At 57.4% G+C, this 16,928-nt stretch carries 13 protein-coding genes; 9 read left to right on the top strand and 4 right to left on the bottom strand.

Annotation, left to right across the window (positions count from 1 at the left end; all coding sequences use genetic code 11):
• The first annotated feature begins 1 nt into the window (after position 1).
• From OSH03_RS12830 to fhuB, 6 genes are all read left to right on the top strand, one after another.
• Entirely contained in the window at positions 2 to 2,479 is a 2,478-nt protein-coding gene (locus tag OSH03_RS12830) for a fimbria/pilus outer membrane usher protein (protein WP_266179237.1), read from the top strand.
• A gap of 12 nt (positions 2,480 to 2,491) precedes the next feature.
• Positions 2,492 to 3,496, top strand: coding sequence for a fimbrial protein (locus OSH03_RS12825; RefSeq protein ID WP_266179236.1), 1,005 nt, complete (start codon positions 2,492 to 2,494; stop codon positions 3,494 to 3,496).
• Positions 3,497 to 3,699: 203 nt separating this feature from the next.
• Positions 3,700 to 5,949 carry a ferrichrome porin FhuA gene (gene fhuA, locus OSH03_RS12820; protein ID WP_266179235.1) on the top strand — a complete coding sequence of 750 codons (2,250 nt, stop codon included), beginning with the start codon at positions 3,700 to 3,702 and terminating at the stop codon, positions 5,947 to 5,949.
• 50 nt (positions 5,950 to 5,999) lie between these two features.
• Positions 6,000 to 6,797, top strand: coding sequence for a Fe3+-hydroxamate ABC transporter ATP-binding protein FhuC (gene fhuC, locus OSH03_RS12815; RefSeq protein WP_061099180.1), 798 nt, complete (start codon positions 6,000 to 6,002; stop codon positions 6,795 to 6,797).
• On the top strand, positions 6,797 to 7,684 hold the full coding sequence (fhuD, locus tag OSH03_RS12810) for a Fe(3+)-hydroxamate ABC transporter substrate-binding protein FhuD (RefSeq protein WP_266179234.1): 888 nt from the start codon (positions 6,797 to 6,799) through the stop codon (positions 7,682 to 7,684). The genes fhuC and fhuD overlap by 1 nt, the downstream gene beginning before the upstream one ends.
• Positions 7,681 to 9,663 (top strand): Fe(3+)-hydroxamate ABC transporter permease FhuB, encoded by a 1,983-nt coding sequence (fhuB, locus tag OSH03_RS12805; RefSeq protein ID WP_266179233.1) that lies wholly within the window; start codon positions 7,681 to 7,683, stop codon positions 9,661 to 9,663. The genes fhuD and fhuB overlap by 4 nt, the downstream gene beginning before the upstream one ends.
• Before the next feature lie 95 nt (positions 9,664 to 9,758).
• Here fhuB and hemL read toward each other — a convergent pair whose 3' ends face one another.
• On the bottom strand, positions 9,759 to 11,039 hold the full coding sequence (hemL, locus tag OSH03_RS12800; protein WP_151413521.1) for a glutamate-1-semialdehyde 2,1-aminomutase: 1,281 nt from the start codon (positions 11,037 to 11,039) through the stop codon (positions 9,759 to 9,761).
• A gap of 177 nt (positions 11,040 to 11,216) precedes the next feature.
• Between hemL and clcA the strand changes: the two genes are divergently transcribed.
• Positions 11,217 to 12,617, top strand: a complete 1,401-nt coding sequence (gene clcA / locus OSH03_RS12795; protein ID WP_266179232.1) for a H(+)/Cl(-) exchange transporter ClcA — start codon at positions 11,217 to 11,219, stop codon at positions 12,615 to 12,617.
• A gap of 79 nt (positions 12,618 to 12,696) precedes the next feature.
• Positions 12,697 to 13,041 (top strand): iron-sulfur cluster insertion protein ErpA, encoded by a 345-nt coding sequence (gene erpA, locus OSH03_RS12790; protein WP_008501923.1) that lies wholly within the window; start codon positions 12,697 to 12,699, stop codon positions 13,039 to 13,041.
• 93 nt (positions 13,042 to 13,134) lie between these two features.
• Here the strand turns inward: erpA and OSH03_RS12785 are convergent, their stop codons facing one another.
• From OSH03_RS12785 to mtnN, 3 genes are read right to left on the bottom strand one after another with little or no spacing between them, the layout of a single operon-like run.
• The gene (locus tag OSH03_RS12785; protein ID WP_061099175.1) at positions 13,135 to 13,758 is read right to left on the bottom strand and encodes a TRIC cation channel family protein; all 624 of its coding nucleotides are present in this window, start codon (positions 13,756 to 13,758) and stop codon (positions 13,135 to 13,137) included.
• Positions 13,759 to 13,779: 21 nt separating this feature from the next.
• The gene (btuF, locus tag OSH03_RS12780; RefSeq protein ID WP_266179231.1) at positions 13,780 to 14,580 is read right to left on the bottom strand and encodes a vitamin B12 ABC transporter substrate-binding protein BtuF; all 801 of its coding nucleotides are present in this window, start codon (positions 14,578 to 14,580) and stop codon (positions 13,780 to 13,782) included.
• Positions 14,573 to 15,271 (bottom strand): 5'-methylthioadenosine/S-adenosylhomocysteine nucleosidase, encoded by a 699-nt coding sequence (gene mtnN / locus OSH03_RS12775; RefSeq protein WP_262803435.1) that lies wholly within the window; start codon positions 15,269 to 15,271, stop codon positions 14,573 to 14,575. The genes btuF and mtnN overlap by 8 nt, the downstream gene beginning before the upstream one ends.
• An 82-nt stretch (positions 15,272 to 15,353) precedes the next feature.
• On the opposite strand from mtnN, the gene dgt reads away from it, so the two are divergent.
• Positions 15,354 to 16,868 (top strand): dGTPase, encoded by a 1,515-nt coding sequence (dgt, locus tag OSH03_RS12770; protein ID WP_266179230.1) that lies wholly within the window; start codon positions 15,354 to 15,356, stop codon positions 16,866 to 16,868.
• Positions 16,869 to 16,928: the final 60 nt, after the last annotated feature.

Below are 16,928 nucleotides of genomic sequence, written 5' to 3'. Positions count from 1 at the left end.
TATGTCGTCATCTCTGCTTCACAAACAGGTACTGTCCGGGATCGCGCTGGCGCTGCTCGCCGCGATCCAGCCTGCAAGTGCCGATGACGAATTTAACCTGCGGATCCTTGAACTGGATACGCCGCTCGAAAATACCTCTACGCTAAAAAACTTCATCAATGATAACGGGTTACTCGCTGGAAGCTACCTCACGACAGTCATGTGGGATCGGGATGTTGTGGATAAACGTCCCATCGCTTTCGTGCTGTCTGACGATAAACAGCGCCTGCTGCCGGAGTTGACGAAAGCGGATCTGCGTGATTACGGCGTGAAAGTCGACACGATCCCGGACTTAAAAGATCTGGATGACGGCGCTTACGTCCGCGATATCTCCCATTTTATTGAAAATGCCCGTTATGAATACAATCAGGATGACCAGACCCTGACGCTGGTCATCCCGCAGGCGTATCGCGATCGCGCTGCCGCGGGCGCGATACTTCCAAAATTCTGGGATGACGGCGCGCCTGCCGCCTGGACAAGCTATCAACTCAGCGGTTCTCAGCAGCACTACAGTTCGGGCAAAACCTCTTCGACCTGGCTTGGCCTGGAGTCCGGGATTAACCTTGGGGCGTGGCGGCTGCGGAATAATAGCACCTGGAGCGACGCGTCCGGATGGGAGGCCATTGCCAGCACGTTACAACGCGACATCAAAACGCTGAAAAGCCAGCTTGAGATTGGCCAGACGTATACCAACGGTGAGCTTTTTGACAGCGTCCAGATGACCGGCGTGAAGCTGGAAACGGATACTTCTATGCTGCCTGTCAGCCAGCAGGGCTTTGCACCTGTCGTGCGCGGTATTGCTAATAGCGATGCGAAAGTCACTATCAAGCAAAACGGCTACACCATCTATCAAACAAACGTCTCGCCGGGGCCGTTTGAGATCCGCGATTTAAGCCAGGTAACATCCGGCGCCGATCTGGAAGTGACCGTCGAAGAGGCGGACGGCAGCGAGCATAGCTTCATCCAGGCCAGCGCGTCGGTGCCGGTGTTGCAGCGGGAAGGCGGTTTTAAGTATTCACTCGCAGCAGGGCGCTATCGCGGTAATGAAGGTGAAGATGAACCCACCTTTGCGCAAGGCACGGCCATCTATGGTCTGCCTTACGGCGTCACGGCGTATACCGGCGCGCTGGATGCATCCCTTTATCATGCGCTGCTGCTGGGGCTCGGCGCTGACCTGGGGCATTTCGGCTCGGCATCTGTCGATCTCACCGCCGCGCGAACCGCGTTTGATGACGGACGTGACGATGCCAGCGGTTTATCCTGGCGGGCTCAGTATTCAAAAGATATTCCCGACACGGATACGACCGTGACGCTTGCCAGCTATCGCTACTCCACGTCGGGCTTTTATACCTTTCAGGAAGCGATCGATCGGCGTGACGGCGAGATCGATGACGGCATTTATACCTACCGCAGAACCAACAACCGCCGTAGCCGCATGCAGCTCAACCTTTCCCAGCGTATTTCAGACTGGGGTTCGGCCTATCTCAACGGCTATCAGCAGGATTACTGGGATATGGACGGCCACGAACGTAGCGTCAGCGCGGGGCTGAGCTCCAGCTGGCGCAATATCACCTGGTCGATAAGCTACAACCTGACCCGCACGCCAGATGCCGATACCGACCGGCAAATGGCGTTAACCGTTAACGTTCCCTTATCCAGGTGGCTGCCTGATGCCTGGGCAACCTACAGTGCTAACACCGCCAGCGGTGGGTTTGTCTCGCATCAGGTCGGGATAGGCGGTACTGCTCTTGAAGACAACAAGCTGAGCTATAACCTCCAGCAGACCTACGCCAGCCAGGATACGGGCTACGGTGGCAGCCTGTCCGGGCGTTATCGCGGCGCTTCCGGTGAAGTGGGGATGGGGTACAGCTACGGTGGTAACAATCGGCAGTGGAACTACAGCGCTCAGGGATCAATCGTTGCCCACGAGCATGGCGTGACGCTGGGGCAACCCGTGCGCGACGCCTTCGCCATCGTGCACATTAAAGATGGCGATAATGTCAAAGTGCAAAACGGGCGCGGCATTTCAACCGATCGGTTTGGTAATGCGATCGTTCCCTCTCTGACGGCCTACCGGCACAACGTCATTACGGTCAACACTCAGGACCGGGAAGATATTGATATCGACGCGGCGACGAAGGATCTCGTCCCGACGAAAGGCGCTGCGCTGCACGCCACCTTCGATGCGCGCGTTGGACGACGCGCGCTGGTGACTTTGCTCTACGCTGGCAAACCCGTGCCGTTTGGTGCCGTCGTAGCGCTGGATAACGCCACGGCAATCGTGGGTGATGACGGTGAGGTTTACCTGACGGGGCTGTCCGGCAACACCACGTTTAGCGTGCAGTGGGGGGAAGCGCGCGATCGGCAGTGTCAGGGGACGCTGGATATTCCTTCACAGAGCGCTGCCGGGATCGTCAAAGCAACGGTCAACTGCCATTAACAGAGGTATTTCATGAATCTACGCCGTTCATTCAACACGTTCCTTTCACCCGTGCTGCTTCTGCTGGCGGGCGTCTTTTTCCATTCAGCCCGTGCAGAATGTACCTTTAACGGCAGTTCTGACGTGGACGCCGTGGTGACGTTTCAACTTCCTCCGGTGATTGTTGTCCAGCCCGACACGCCCGTCGGCACCGTGATTTATGATGGTAGCGTTGAAAGTAAAGAGGTGACGGTAGAGTGTTACGGTGAAGCGCAAATTCGGCGCGGATACCTTTATCTCGCGGATACCGATGCGCGCGAAGATGTTATGTCTGGGGTTTATCAGACCAACGTGCCGGGAATTGGCATCCGCGCGGCTTCGTCGAACGAGCGCTTACCCAGCTACAACGAGGAGAATATTGTCCGGCCTATTCGCTATCTGGGATCGACCCACGGCTCTTCGCAGAGTACATCTGTATTTCGTGCCGCCGCACAGCTGGTGGTGACGGGTGATATCCAGGAGGGATATCTCGATACCTCGCGTTTAACCTCAATGGATATTCTGGGCAACGCGGTAATCGGTGAAATGCGATTTTCCCCCACCAGCGTTCACATTACGACCAACACCTGTAATCTGGTCGACCGAAACATCTATGTGCCGCTGAAAACGGTCAATACGCAGGACTTTAACGGGCAATACTCGGATATTCTTACCGACGACAGTTTCAAGATTGAAATCACCGACTGTGCGGCGGGAACAAAGGTCGATTATCAGTTCACCAGCGCGGGCTCGACGGGGGTGACGAACGGCAATATTTTAGGTATTGCTGCCGGAGACTCTGCCGCCGCTGGCGTCGGCATACAGATCCTTGACCAGAATAATACGGTACTGCAGTTCGATCAGAACTACACGGCGATAACCAGCACGCAGGACAAAGTCCCTGTCGACATTCCGCTCAAGGCCCGCTACATCAAAACGGGGGAGGTTAAAGCCGGCAAAATCGACTCTGTCGCGACGTTCGAAGTCTTTTACCGCTAATCCATCCTGCCCGCTCTGGCGGGCTTTAACGATCATTTCGCTAAAATTATTAACCCCCTGTTTTCATCTGGTTAATTCTTAAACCCTTAAATCTTGTAGGGCCGCTTACTGCTTGCTATGCAACCAGCGTTTCGCATATTATTCTGCGGTCATAATAATAATTCTCGTTTACGTTATCATTCACTTTTCCATCAGAGATAAACATGGCGCTTTCCAATACTGCTCAGCCAATTAACACGTCGCTGCGTAAAGTCGCGGTTGTCGTAGCCACAGCTGTTGCCGGCATGTCTGCTTACGCACATGCTGCTGAAACCCCGAAAAAAGAAGAAACCATTACGGTAACCGCAGCACCTGCTGCCCAGGAGAGTGCCTGGGGGCCAGCTGCGACTATCGCTGCGAGACAGTCCGCCACCGGTACGAAAACAGACACGCCAATCCAGAAGGTTCCGCAGTCTATTTCTGTGGTGACGGCCGAAGAGATGGCGCTGCACCAGCCGCGCTCGGTGAAAGAAGCCCTGAGCTACACGCCGGGCGTTGCGGTAGGTACGCGCGGTGCGTCCAACACCTATGATTATCTGGTTATTCGCGGTTTTGCGGCCGATGGTCAGACGCAAAACAACTACCTCGACGGCATGAAAATGCAGGGGAACTTCTACAACGACGCGGTAATTGACCCGTACATGCTGGAGCGCGCCGAGATCATGCGCGGCCCGGTTTCCGTTCTGTACGGCAAAAGCAGCCCAGGCGGTTTGCTGAACATGGTCAGCAAGCGCCCAACGACCGAGCCGCTGAAGGAGATCCAGTTCAAAGCGGGTACGGACAGCCTGTTCCAGACCGGCTTTGACTTTAGCGATGCGATCGATGATGACGGCGTTTACTCATACCGTCTGACGGGCGTTGCGCGTTCGAACAATTCCCAGCAGGAAGGTAAAGGCGAACAGCGTTACGCCATCGCGCCATCGTTCTCCTGGCGTCCGGATGAAAAAACCACCTTTACGTTCCTTTCCTATTTCCAGAACGAGCCTGAAACCGGCTACTACGGCTGGCTGCCAAAAGAGGGGACGGTCGATCCGCTGCCAAACGGCGATCGTCTGCCGACTGACTTCAACGAAGGCGCGAAGAACAACACCTATTCCCGTAACCAGAAAATGGTGGGATACAGCTTCGACCACGAATTTAACGATACTTTCACCGTACGTCAGAACCTGCGTTTTGCCGAGAATAAAACCTCGCAAAACAGCGTTTACGGCTATGGCGTATGTACCGACCCGGCAAACAGCGGGAACAAGCAGTGTGCCGCGTTAGCCCCTGCAGACAAAGGCCATTATCTGGCGCGTAAATACGTCGTCGATAACGAAAAACTGCAAAACTTCACCGTTGATACCCAGCTGCAGAGCAAATTTTCTACCGGTGAGGTGGACCACGTCCTGCTGACCGGCGTTGACTTTATGCGTATGCGTAACGACATCAACTCCTGGTTCGGCTACGACGATTCTGTTCCGTTGCTGGATCTCTATAACCCGGTAAACAGCGATTTTGATTTCGGTTCGAAAGATCCTGCTACCTCCGGCCCGTATCAGATCCTCAACCGTCAGAAACAGACGGGGCTCTACGTACAGGACCAGGCGCAGTGGGATAAAGTGCTGGTGACGCTTGGTGGTCGCTATGACTGGGCCGATCAGGAATCATATAACCGCGTGTTGAACACCACCTCCAAACGTGATGACACCCAGTTCACCTGGCGCGGTGGCGTTAACTATCTGTTTGATAACGGTGTAACCCCGTACTTCAGCTACAGCGAATCGTTTGAACCGGCTTCGCAGACCGATGCACAGGGTAAACTGTTCTCGCCGTCTAAAGGCAAACAGTACGAAGCTGGCGTGAAATATGTGCCTAACGATCGTCCGATCGTTATCACCGGTGCGGTATATCAGCTGACTAAAACCAACAACCTGATGGCCGACCCTGCGGGCTCCTTCTTCTCCGTTGAAGGCGGCGAGATCCGCGCCCGTGGCGTAGAGCTGGAAGCCAAAGCGGCGTTATCTGCCAGCGTGAACGTTGTCGGTTCTTATACCTATACCGATGCCGAGTACACTACGGACACCAACTACAAAGGCAACACGCCTGCTCAGGTGCCAAAGCACATGGCGTCCCTGTGGGGCGATTACACCCTGTATGATGGTGCGCTGTCTGGTCTGACGCTGGGTACCGGCGTGCGTTACACCGGCTCCAGCAAAGGCGATGCGGCGAACTCCTTCACGGTGGGCAGCTACACCGTGGTGGATGCGCTGGTCAGATACGATCTTGCTCGCGTTGGCATGGCAGGCTCTAACGTCGCGCTGCATGTGAACAACCTGTTCGATCGCGAGTACGTCGCCAGCTGCTTCAATACCTACGGTTGCTTCTGGGGTGCTGAACGTCAGGTTGTTGCCACCGCGACCTTCCGCTTCTAATCGCTTTTTGGGCACGGTTCGCCGTGCCCTTTTTATTTAAGTTGGCTGACATGCAGGATAATAAAACGCAATCCGACACCACCTTTACGCTCAATCATCTCTCCTTTCGCGTACCCGGGCGCACCCTGCTGCATCCGCTCTCTCTGACGTTCCCTGCCGGTAAAGTGACGGGCCTGATTGGTCACAACGGCTCCGGTAAATCCACGCTTCTCAAGATGCTGGGACGCCACCAGCCGCCTTCAGAAGGCGATATTCTGCTGGACGATCGGCCGCTGGAGAGCTGGAGCAGTAAAGCCTTTGCCCGCAAAGTGGCCTATCTGCCGCAGCAGCTGCCGCAGGCGGAAGGGATGACGGTGCGCGAGCTGGTGGCGATCGGGCGTTATCCATGGCACGGGGCGCTTGGCCGCTTCGGCGTCGCCGACCGGGAGAAAGTGGAAGAGGCGATTGCGCTGGTTGGGCTAAAACCGCTGGCGCATCGACTGGTGGATAGCCTGTCCGGCGGTGAACGTCAGCGGGCGTGGATTGCGATGCTGGTGGCGCAGGACAGCCGCTGCCTGCTGCTGGATGAACCGACCTCTGCGCTGGATATCGCCCATCAGGTGGACGTGCTGGCGCTGGTGCATCGCTTAAGCCAGCAGCGTGGCCTGACGGTGATCGCGGTCCTGCACGATATCAACATGGCGGCGCGCTACTGTGACTACCTCGTCGCGCTGCGCGGCGGCGAAATGATTGCCCAGGGCACGCCGTCTGAGCTGATGCGCAGCGAAACGCTGGAACATATTTACGGTATTCCGATGGGTATTCTGCCTCACCCGGCCGGGGCTGCACCGGTGAGCTTCGTGTACTGATGCTGGATAACATTTTCCTTAGCCGCCGTCGTCTGCTGACGGCATTGGCGCTCTCACCGCTGCTGTTTAAAATGAATGCGGCCCGCGCTGCCGTCGATCCTCACCGCATTGTGGCGCTGGAGTGGCTGCCGGTCGAGCTGATGATGGCGCTGGGCGTCACGCCGTATGGCGTGGCGGACATTCCTAACTATAACCTCTGGGTGAACGAGCCGAAGCTGCCGGACTCGGTGATCGACATCGGCCTGCGCACGGAGCCAAACCTCGAACTGCTCACCCAGATGAAACCGTCGTTCCTGTTCTGGTCTGCGGGCTACGGTCCGTCAGAAGAGACCATGGCGCGGATTGCGCCCGGCCGCGGTTTTTCCTTCAGCGACGGTAAAAAACCGCTCACCGTGGCGAAAAACTCCATTAACGAGATGGCGCATTTCCTTAACCGCGAGGCGGAGGCCAAAAAGCACCTCGATGAATTCGATGCCCTGATTGACGCCCTGAAGCCGCGCTTTGCCAACCGGGGCGATCGCCCGCTGCTGATGGTGACGCTGCTGGATGCCCGCCATATGCTGGTCTTCGGTAAAAACTGTCTGTTCCAGGAGGTGCTGGACAGCTTCGGCATTCGCAATGCCTGGGAAGGGGAGATGACCTTCTGGGGCAGTACCGCCGTCGGTATCGATCGTCTGGCGGCGTTTCGCGATGTGGACGTGCTGTGCTTCGACCACGGCAACGAGCGTGAAATGCAAACCCTGATGGCGACGCCGCTCTGGCAGGCGATGCCGTTTGTGCGCGAGAAGCGCTTCCAGCGCGCACCCGCAGTATGGTTCTACGGCGCGACGCTCTCGGCCATGCATTTTGCCCGCGTGCTGGATAACGCGCTGGGAGGCAAGGCATGAGTACGCGTATCGCTCGTTTCCCGGTGCTGCTGTTGTCCCTGCTTTTTCTGGTCGCGCTGGCGTTCACCGGGTTCAATCTCTCGACGGCGTTACCGCGCGCGCAGTGGGGCGCCGCGCTGGCCTCTCCGGATATCGACAATATTCAGCAGATGCTTTTCCACTACAGCCTGCTGCCGCGTCTGGCGATTTCACTGCTGGTTGGGGCGGGTTTAGGGCTGGTGGGCGTGTTGTTCCAGCAGGTGTTGCGTAACCCGCTGGCAGAGCCGACCACGCTTGGCGTCGCGACCGGCGCGCAGCTTGGGATCACGATAACCACGCTCTGGGCGCTACCCGGGGCGTTAACCGCGCAGTTTGCGGCTCTTGCAGGGGCATGCGTGGTGGGGGCGCTGGTCTTTGGCGTGGCCTGGGGTAAACGCCTTTCCCCGGTAACGCTTATCCTGGCCGGGCTGGTCGTCAGTCTCTACTGCGGCGCGATTAACCAGCTGCTGGTGCTGTTCCATCACGATCAGCTGCAAAGCATGTTCCTGTGGAGTACCGGTACGCTTACCCAGACCGACTGGAGCATTGTGCAGCGCCTGTGGCCGCAGCTGGCGGGCGGCGTGGTGCTGACGCTGCTGCTCCTGCGTCCTCTGACGCTCATGGGGCTGGACGATGGCGTGGCGCGCAACCTGGGGCTGGCGCTGTCGCTGGCTCGCCTGGCGGCGCTCACGCTGGCGATTGTGCTCAGTGCTCTGCTGGTCAACGCGGTTGGCATTATCGGGTTTATTGGCCTCTTTGCGCCGCTGCTGGCGAAAATGCTCGGGGCGCGTCGTCTTCTGGCACGCCTCCTGCTGGCGCCGCTGATCGGGGCGCTGATCCTCTGGCTTTCCGATCAGATCATTCTCTGGCTGGCGCGCGTCTGGATGGAAGTGTCTACCGGGTCGGCAACGGCGCTTATCGGTGCACCGCTGCTGCTGTGGCTGCTCCCGCGTCTGCGCAGCATCAGCGCTCCAGCGATGGACGCGGGCGATAAAGTCTACGCTGAACGTCAGTCGGTGCTGTGGTTCAGCCTCGCCGGTCTGGCGGTGTTGCTTATCGCCTCGTTTACCGCCCTTGCGTTTGGGCGCGATGCCGCAGGCTGGCACTGGGCAACGGGTGACTTACTCAACGAACTATTACAGTGGCGCTGGCCGCGTATTCTCTCCGCGCTGATTGCCGGGGTGATGCTGGCGGTGGCGGGCTGTATTATTCAGCGTCTGACCGGCAACCCGATGGCAAGCCCTGAAGTGCTGGGGATCAGCTCCGGTGCGGCTTTTGGCGTGGTGCTGATGCTCTTCCTGGTACCGGGCAATGCGTTTGGCTGGCTGATGCCTGCCGGGAGTATCGGTGCGGCGGTCACGCTGATGATTATTCTGATTGCCTCTGGCCGCGGCGGATTTTCTCCGCACCGCATGCTGCTGGCCGGTATGGCGCTCAGCACCGCCTTTACTATGCTGCTGATGATGCTGCAGGCGAGCGGCGATCCGCGCATGGCGAAGATCCTCACCTGGATTTCCGGTTCAACCTACAACGCCACCGCCAGCCAGGTTGTCTGGTCAGGGAGCGTTATGCTCGTGCTGCTGGCGATTGTGCCGCTGTGCCGTCGCTGGATGACCATTCTGCCGCTGGGGGGCGAAACCGCGCGTGCGGTTGGCTTAGCGCTAACGCCAACGCGCGTCGCGCTTCTTCTGCTGGCGGCGTGTCTGACGGCAACCGCCACCATGACCATCGGCCCGCTAAGCTTTGTTGGGTTGATGGCGCCGCATATCGCCAGAATGATGGGCTTCCGACGGACGATGCCGCATATTGTGATGTCGGCCCTGACGGGCGGGGTCATTCTGGTGTTTGCCGACTGGTGTGGAAGGATGGTGCTGTTCCCGTATCAGATCCCGGCGGGCCTGCTGTCGACCTTTATCGGTGCGCCGTACTTTATCTATCTGTTGAGAAAGCAGAGTCGGTAATAAAAGTAAACGGCAATCCTTGGATTGCCGTTTTAGTGTTTGCTCCCTCTCCCCGTGGGAGAGGGTTGGGGTGAGGGCTTCACCCAGCGCATACCTTACAACTTCGCAAACACCTTACGCGCCGCGTCGATGGTGTTATTGATATCTTCTTCGCTGTGCGCCACGGACATAAAGCCCGCTTCGAACGCGGACGGTGCCAGGTACACGCCTTCTTCCAGCATTAGGTGGAAGAAGCGCTTGAAGCGTTCAACGTCGCACTTCACAACGTCCTGATAGCGGGTTACGGTTTTCGCATCGGTGAAGAAAATCCCGAACATGCCGCCCACGTGGTTAACAACCAGCGGAATTCCCGCTTCTTCTGCGGCTTCCAGCAGACCGTTTGCCAGCTGCGTGGTGCGGTCCGTCAGGGTTTCGTGAATACCCGGCTGCGCCACTTCGGTCAGACAAGCGAAGCCCGCAGCCATGGCAATTGGGTTACCGGAGAGCGTGCCCGCCTGGTAAACCGGACCGGTTGGCGCCAGGGCTTCCATCACGTCCTTACGACCGCCGAAAGCACCGACCGGCATGCCGCCGCCGATGATTTTGCCGAGGCAGGTCAGGTCCGGCTCAACGTCATAGTAAGACTGAGCACCCGCCAGCGCCACGCGGAAGCCGGTCATCACTTCGTCGATGATCAGCAGCGCGCCGAACTCATCGCACAGCGCGCGCAGGCCCGGCAGGAAGTCAGGCTGCGGCGGGATGCAGTTCATGTTGCCCGCAACCGGTTCAACGATAATGCAGGCGATCTCCTGCGGATACTGCTCGAACGCCGCGCGAACGGTGTTCAGATCGTTGTAGGTGCAGGTCAGGGTGTGCTTCGCGAAATCCGCAGGTACGCCAGGCGAGTTTGGCTGGCCGAGGGTCAGCGCGCCGGAGCCCGCTTTCACCAGCAGGCAGTCCGCATGGCCGTGGTAGCAGCCTTCGAATTTGATGATTTTGTCGCGACCGGTAAAGCCGCGCGCCAGGCGGATGGCGCTCATGGTGGCTTCGGTACCGGAGTTCACCATACGCACCATGTCCATGGTCGGCACCAGTTCGGTAACCAGCTCCGCCATTTTCACTTCCATCTCGGTTGGCGCACCGAAGCTCAGGCCGCGCTGCGCGGCTTCGATGACCGCGTTACGAATAGCGGGATGGTTATGTCCGAGAACCATCGGCCCCCAGGAACCGACGTAATCGATATAGGCTTTGCCATCGACATCATACAGATACGCGCCGTCAGCACGTTCAATAAACAGCGGCGTGCCGCCCACGCCGGTAAAGGCGCGTACTGGCGAGTTCACGCCACCGGGGATTAGCTCGCGGGCTGCACTGTAGAGGTTTTCAGACTTGCTCATGGCGTCGTTCCTGGTTCGTATAAAATGATTAAGCACACTATTCTAAGTGATCCGCAGAAGGTTATGAAATTTTTAGCCGGGTAATGCTTTAAGATTTGTTAAGTATTTTTCAGGCGACGCAGGGAAGGTCTCTGGTAAAATCTTCGCGGCTTTTTGTATGACGAATAAGAACAGGACATGAAATCAGATTCTCCGTCTTTTGAAGAACAACAGTTTACGCGCGCCCAGCACCGAATCAGTATTCGGCGGCTGCTCAATCGCGATAAAACGCCGCTGGCGATCCTGCTGGCCGCTGCGGTGGTGGGTACCCTTGCAGGCCTGGTTGGCGTGGCGTTTGAAAAAGCAGTTAATGCCGTACTCAACTGGCGAGTGGGAACCGTAGCCGGTTTTGCCGAGCGCGAATGGCTGGTCTGGGTAGCGGCATTCGGCCTGTCTGCGCTGTTTGCCATGGTGGGGTATTTTCTGGTGCGTAAATTCGCCCCGGAGGCTGGCGGGTCTGGTATCCCGGAAATTGAAGGCGCGCTGGAGGAGCTCCGTCCGGTGCGCTGGTGGCGGGTGATCCCGGTTAAGTTTATCGGCGGCATGGGGACGCTGGGCGCGGGGATGGTGCTCGGCCGTGAAGGGCCAACGGTGCAGTTGGGGGGGAACGTCGGCCGCATGGTGGGCGATCTGTTCCGCATGAGCAGCGCCGAGGCGCGTCATACTCTGCTGGCCACCGGTGCAGCGGCGGGGCTTTCTGCGGCGTTTAACGCGCCGCTGGCGGGTATTTTGTTCATCATCGAAGAGATGCGCGCGCAGTTCCGCTACAACCTGATCTCCATTAAAGCGGTGTTTACCGGCGTCATTATGTCGAGCATCGTCTTTCGCATCTTTAATGGCGAAGGGGCGGTGATTGAAGTCGGTAAACTGACCAACGCACCGGTTAACACCCTGTGGCTATACCTGATCCTCGGCATGATTTTTGGCGTGGTGGGGCCGCTGTTTAACACCTTTATCTTACGCGCGCAGGATATGTTCCAGCGCGTTCACGGCGGCAATACCACAAAATGGGTGCTGATGGGCGGCCTGCTGGGCGGCATTTGCGGCGTGCTCGGCTTTATTGAACCGAATGCCGCGGGCGGCGGTTTCGGGCTGATCCCGATTGCCGCAGCTGGGAACTTCAGCGTGGGTTTGCTGCTGTTTATGTTTATCTCCCGGGTTATTACCACGGTACTGTGCTTCTCCTCCGGCGCGCCCGGCGGGATTTTTGCCCCGATGCTGGCGCTCGGAACGCTGCTGGGCACCGCGTTTGGTATGGCGGCTGAGGCGGGGTTCCCCGCTTACCACCTGGACGCCGGCACCTTTGCAGTGGCCGGGATGGGGGCGCTGCTGGCCGCGTCCCTGCGCGCGCCGTTAACCGGCATCGTGCTGGTGCTGGAGATGACGGATAATTACCAGCTCATTTTGCCAATGATCATTACCTGTCTCGGGGCGACACTATTAGCCCAATTCCTGGGTGGAAAACCGCTATACTCCACCATCCTCGCGCGTACCCTGGCAAAACAAGAGGCGGAGCGGGCCGCCGCGCAGAATACTTGAATGAATTACCAGGGTATTAGATAATGACGAAAAGAATTGGGTGAATTTTACCCAATAGCAGTATTCATGGGAGCATAAGATGAGTGATGACGTAGCTGTGCCGCTGGAGTTTACCGAAGCAGCAGCCAACAAAGTGAAAACCCTGATTGCCGACGAAGACAATCCGGATCTGAAACTGCGTGTTTATATTACCGGTGGCGGCTGCAGCGGCTTCCAGTACGGTTTTACCTTTGACGATCAGGTGAACGACGGCGATATGACCATTGAGAAGCAGGGCGTCGCGCTGGTAGTTGACCCGATGAGCCTGCAGTATCTGGTGGGCGGCTCGGTGGATTACACCGAAGGTCTGGAAGGTTCGCGTTTTGTGGTGACCAACCCGAACGCCACAAGCACCTGCGGGTGTGGTTCTTCATTCAGCATCTAAGCGCGTGCGGGCTGATGCCCTCACGCCGACCCTCTCTCACAGTGAGAGGGATAAAAGACTAAAAACGGTAACCTGAGGGTTACCGTTTTGCTTTTACCTTCCATTATCATCCAGCGCAAAGGTCGGCAGCTTCAGGTGCCAGCGTATCGCCGCTAAACGAATCACCAGCGTCACGACCATCCCCAGCATGGCCGCATTTTCCAGCGGTACCGCGAAGGTGTAGTACGCCGTGGCGTGCACAATCCCGCCAATGATGCAGGCTGTGGCATAGATTTCGGTACGCAGGATCATCGGTACTTCGCGCGCCAGGATGTCGCGAATGATCCCGCCGCCCACGCCGGTTAAGACCCCCATGCAGATCGCCACCATTGGCCCTGTTCCGGCATTGAAGGCTTTATTCACCCCGATCCCCACAAACACGGCCAGACCCACGGCATCCAGCACCGGCAATATCCACTTTGGCAGCCTGCGAGGCTGGCGAACCAGCATGATAGTCAACAGGCAGGTGACCATTGCGACCACAAGATCGGTAGGATCTTTCACCCAAAACACCGGGCCATTTGCCAGCGCCATATCGCGGATCGTCCCGCCGCCAACGGCGGTCACCACGCCCAGCACCAGCACGCCAAACGGATCCATGCGTAGTTTTCCGGCGAGCAGGACGCCGGAGATAGCAAAAACGGCTGTACCAAGAATATCCAGCCAATAAACGAGCATCGTTAAATCCTCGAACGTATGTTAATGACCCTCTGCCAGGGCGGCACAGAGCTGTTTTGCGGCGAGGATAATACGCGGGCTGGCGCGTTCAAACCAGTCACCGTTGAGAGGGATCACCGGAATTTTTAGCTGGTTCTGCCAGAATTGTTTAATTTTAGGAATCTCGCTCGCATTTCCGACCACGACGATGGCCTGCGGCTGGCGCGCCAGAACCTGCTCACGGCTCACCTGAGGCCACGGTACCCGGCTGGCAGCAAAGATATTTTCCCCGCCGCAGACTTCCAGCACCTGGTTCTGTATCGAGCCTTTTCCGGTGGTAAACAGCGGTTGGCTGCCAAACTGCAGGAAAATGCGTTTTTTGGCTGGCGTATCGTATTGGGCTTTCAGCGCGGCATAGTCGCTGAGCGTCTGGTTCGCCGCACTCTCGGCTTTTTGAGGCGCAGGGCTATAAGGGGCCAGGGCGCGCAGCGCCTGGGCGACCTGCTCAATACTTACCGCGTCAACCCACATGACCTTGATGCCAAGCGAGGTGAGCTGGTTAACCTGCCGCTCGGCGTTACCGCCGCGCCAGGCCAGCACGAGATCCGGCTTAAGCGCCACGATGCGCTCAAGGTTCATCCCTTGCCAGGTTGCCACTTGCTCAATACCGGCCGCCTGCGGGGGGTAATCCGAAAAGCTGCTGACGCCAACGGGGGTGATCCCGGCGGCAAACGCCAGTTCGGTATTAGCGGGGGAAAGGGTAATCACACGCGGCGCGGCGAACAGCCACGCCGGTGCGAGCAGCAGCAGGGCGGCCAGCGCCCTGATAGACCGTTTAGCCACGTGCCAGGTTCTGCACCAGGCGTTCCACCATCACGGTGGACTGTTTTGCCGCAACGGCCAGGAACTCGTCGAAGCTGATGTGTGACTGCTGGTCTGCCACGTCAGAGATGGCGCGAACTACCACGAACGGTACGTTGAAATTGTGGCAAACGTGCGCAATCGCGGTCGCTTCCATCTCAACGGCAACCGCCTGCGGGAAGTTATGACGGATTTTCGCCAGACCAACGGAGCCATTGATGAACGCATCACCGCTGACAATCAGGCCGCGTACCGCGTTGAGATTGAGCTCAGCAATGCAGGCTTCAGCCGCCGCAATCAGTTTATCGTCAGCTTTAAACCCTGCCGGGCAGCCCGGAAGCTGGCCGTATTCGTAGCCGAACGCGGTGACGTCGGCGTCGTGGTAACGCGCTTCGTCGGAGACAACGATATCGCCCACTTTCAGCGTCGGCGCCAGACCGCCTGCCGAGCCCGTGTTAATGATGACGTCCGGCTTGCAGCGCTCAAGCAGCAGGGTCGCACCCAGCGCAGCAGCCACTTTACCGATGCCTGATTTCAGCAGAGCCACCTCAACACCGTTCAGCTGGCCGGTGTAGATCTCACAACCCCCGAGAGAGAGGGTCTGACGGTTCTCAATTTTGTCACGCAGGAGCGTAACTTCTTCTTCCATTGCACCAATAATGCCGATTTTCATAGATTTACTCGCGATGTGCCTTGTTAAGAGGCATAGTCTATCATGCGGTTAAGGGGAAACGCATTCTCACGCGGGGGAGCACATGTCACCAATCGATTTTCGTACCAAAATTAACTGGCACCGTCGTTTCCGTTCGCCACAGGGCGAAAAGAGCGAACATGAGATCCTGCGTATCTTCGAAAGCGATCGCGGCAGGATTATTAACTCGCCCGCCATCCGGCGTTTACAGCAAAAGACCCAGGTATTCCCGCTGGAGCGTAACGCCGCGGTGCGCACGCGCTTAACCCACTCAATGGAAGTGCAGCAGGTCGGGCGTTATATTGCCAAAGAGATTTTAAGCCGCCTCAAAGAGCAGCGTTTACTGGAAACTTATGGGCTGGATGAGCTGACGGGGCCTTTCGAAAGCATCGTTGAGATGGCCTGCCTGATGCACGATATTGGCAACCCGCCTTTTGGCCACTTTGGCGAGGCGGCCATTAATGACTGGTTTAAACAACGGCTTTATCCGTCGGATGCGGCAAGTCAGCCACTCAGCGATGACCGCTGCATCGTGCGCGATTTACGCCTGCGTGAGGGCGAAGAAGGGCTGAACGATCTGCGCCGTAAAGTTCGCCAGGATCTCTGTCACTTTGAGGGCAACGCGCAGGGGATCCGGCTGGTGCACTCCCTGATGCGGATGAACCTGACCTGGGCGCAGGTTGGCTGCATTCTGAAATATACGCGTCCCGCATGGTGGATGGGGGAGACGCCCGCGTCCCACAGCTATTTAATGAAAAAGCCGGGCTATTACCTTTCCGAAGAGGCCTATATAGAACGGCTGCGTAAAGAACTTTCCCTGACGCCAAACGGCCGCTTCCCATTGACGTGGATTATGGAAGCCGCCGACGATATTTCCTATTGCGTGGCCGACCTGGAAGATGCCGTTGAGAAAAGAATATTCAGCGTCGAGGAGCTTTATCAGCATCTTTATGCGGCATGGGGAATCCATGAAAAAGGATCGCTGTTTGCGCAGGTTGTCGAAAATGCCTGGGAAAAATCGCGCTCAAATACGTTAAGCCGCAGTACGGAAGATCAGTTCTTTATGTATTTGCGGGTCAACACATTAAATAAACTGGTGCCGTATGCCGCCTCGCGCTTTATTGATAATTTGCCGCAAATCTTCAGCGGGGAATTCAACCATGCGCTGCTGGAAGATGACAGCAGTTTCAGCCAACTCCTTGAGCTTTATAAGCATGTGGCGATGCGGCATGTGTTCAGCCATCCTGATGTCGAGCAGCTGGAACTGCAGGGATACCGGGTAATCAGTGGATTACTGGAAATTTATTCCCCATTGCTTCAGCTCTCCGTTGAGGAGTTTAGCGAGCTGGTGGAAAAAGAACGCGTGCGGCGAATTCCTATCGAATCCCGGCTCTATCAGAAACTCTCGACCCGCCATCGGCTGGCGTATGTCGAAGCGATAGGTAAGCTGGATCGCCACGCTCCGGAATGGCCGGTGATGGAATATTATTATCGCTGCCGTCTCATCCAGGACTATATCAGCGGCATGACCGATTTGTATGCCTGGGATGAATACCGCAAGCTCATGGCCGTGGAATAATTCCGGAGTTTTGTAAAGAAGGCCAATAAATTTTTACCTTTTCCATAAACTTATGGCCGG

Origin of the sequence: Enterobacter nematophilus, from assembly GCF_026344075.1 — a bacterium.
Classification (GTDB): domain Bacteria; phylum Pseudomonadota; class Gammaproteobacteria; order Enterobacterales; family Enterobacteriaceae; genus Enterobacter; species Enterobacter nematophilus.
The sequence above is the reverse complement of the archived record's forward strand: the minus strand, read 5'-3'. Positions and strand labels throughout refer to the sequence as shown.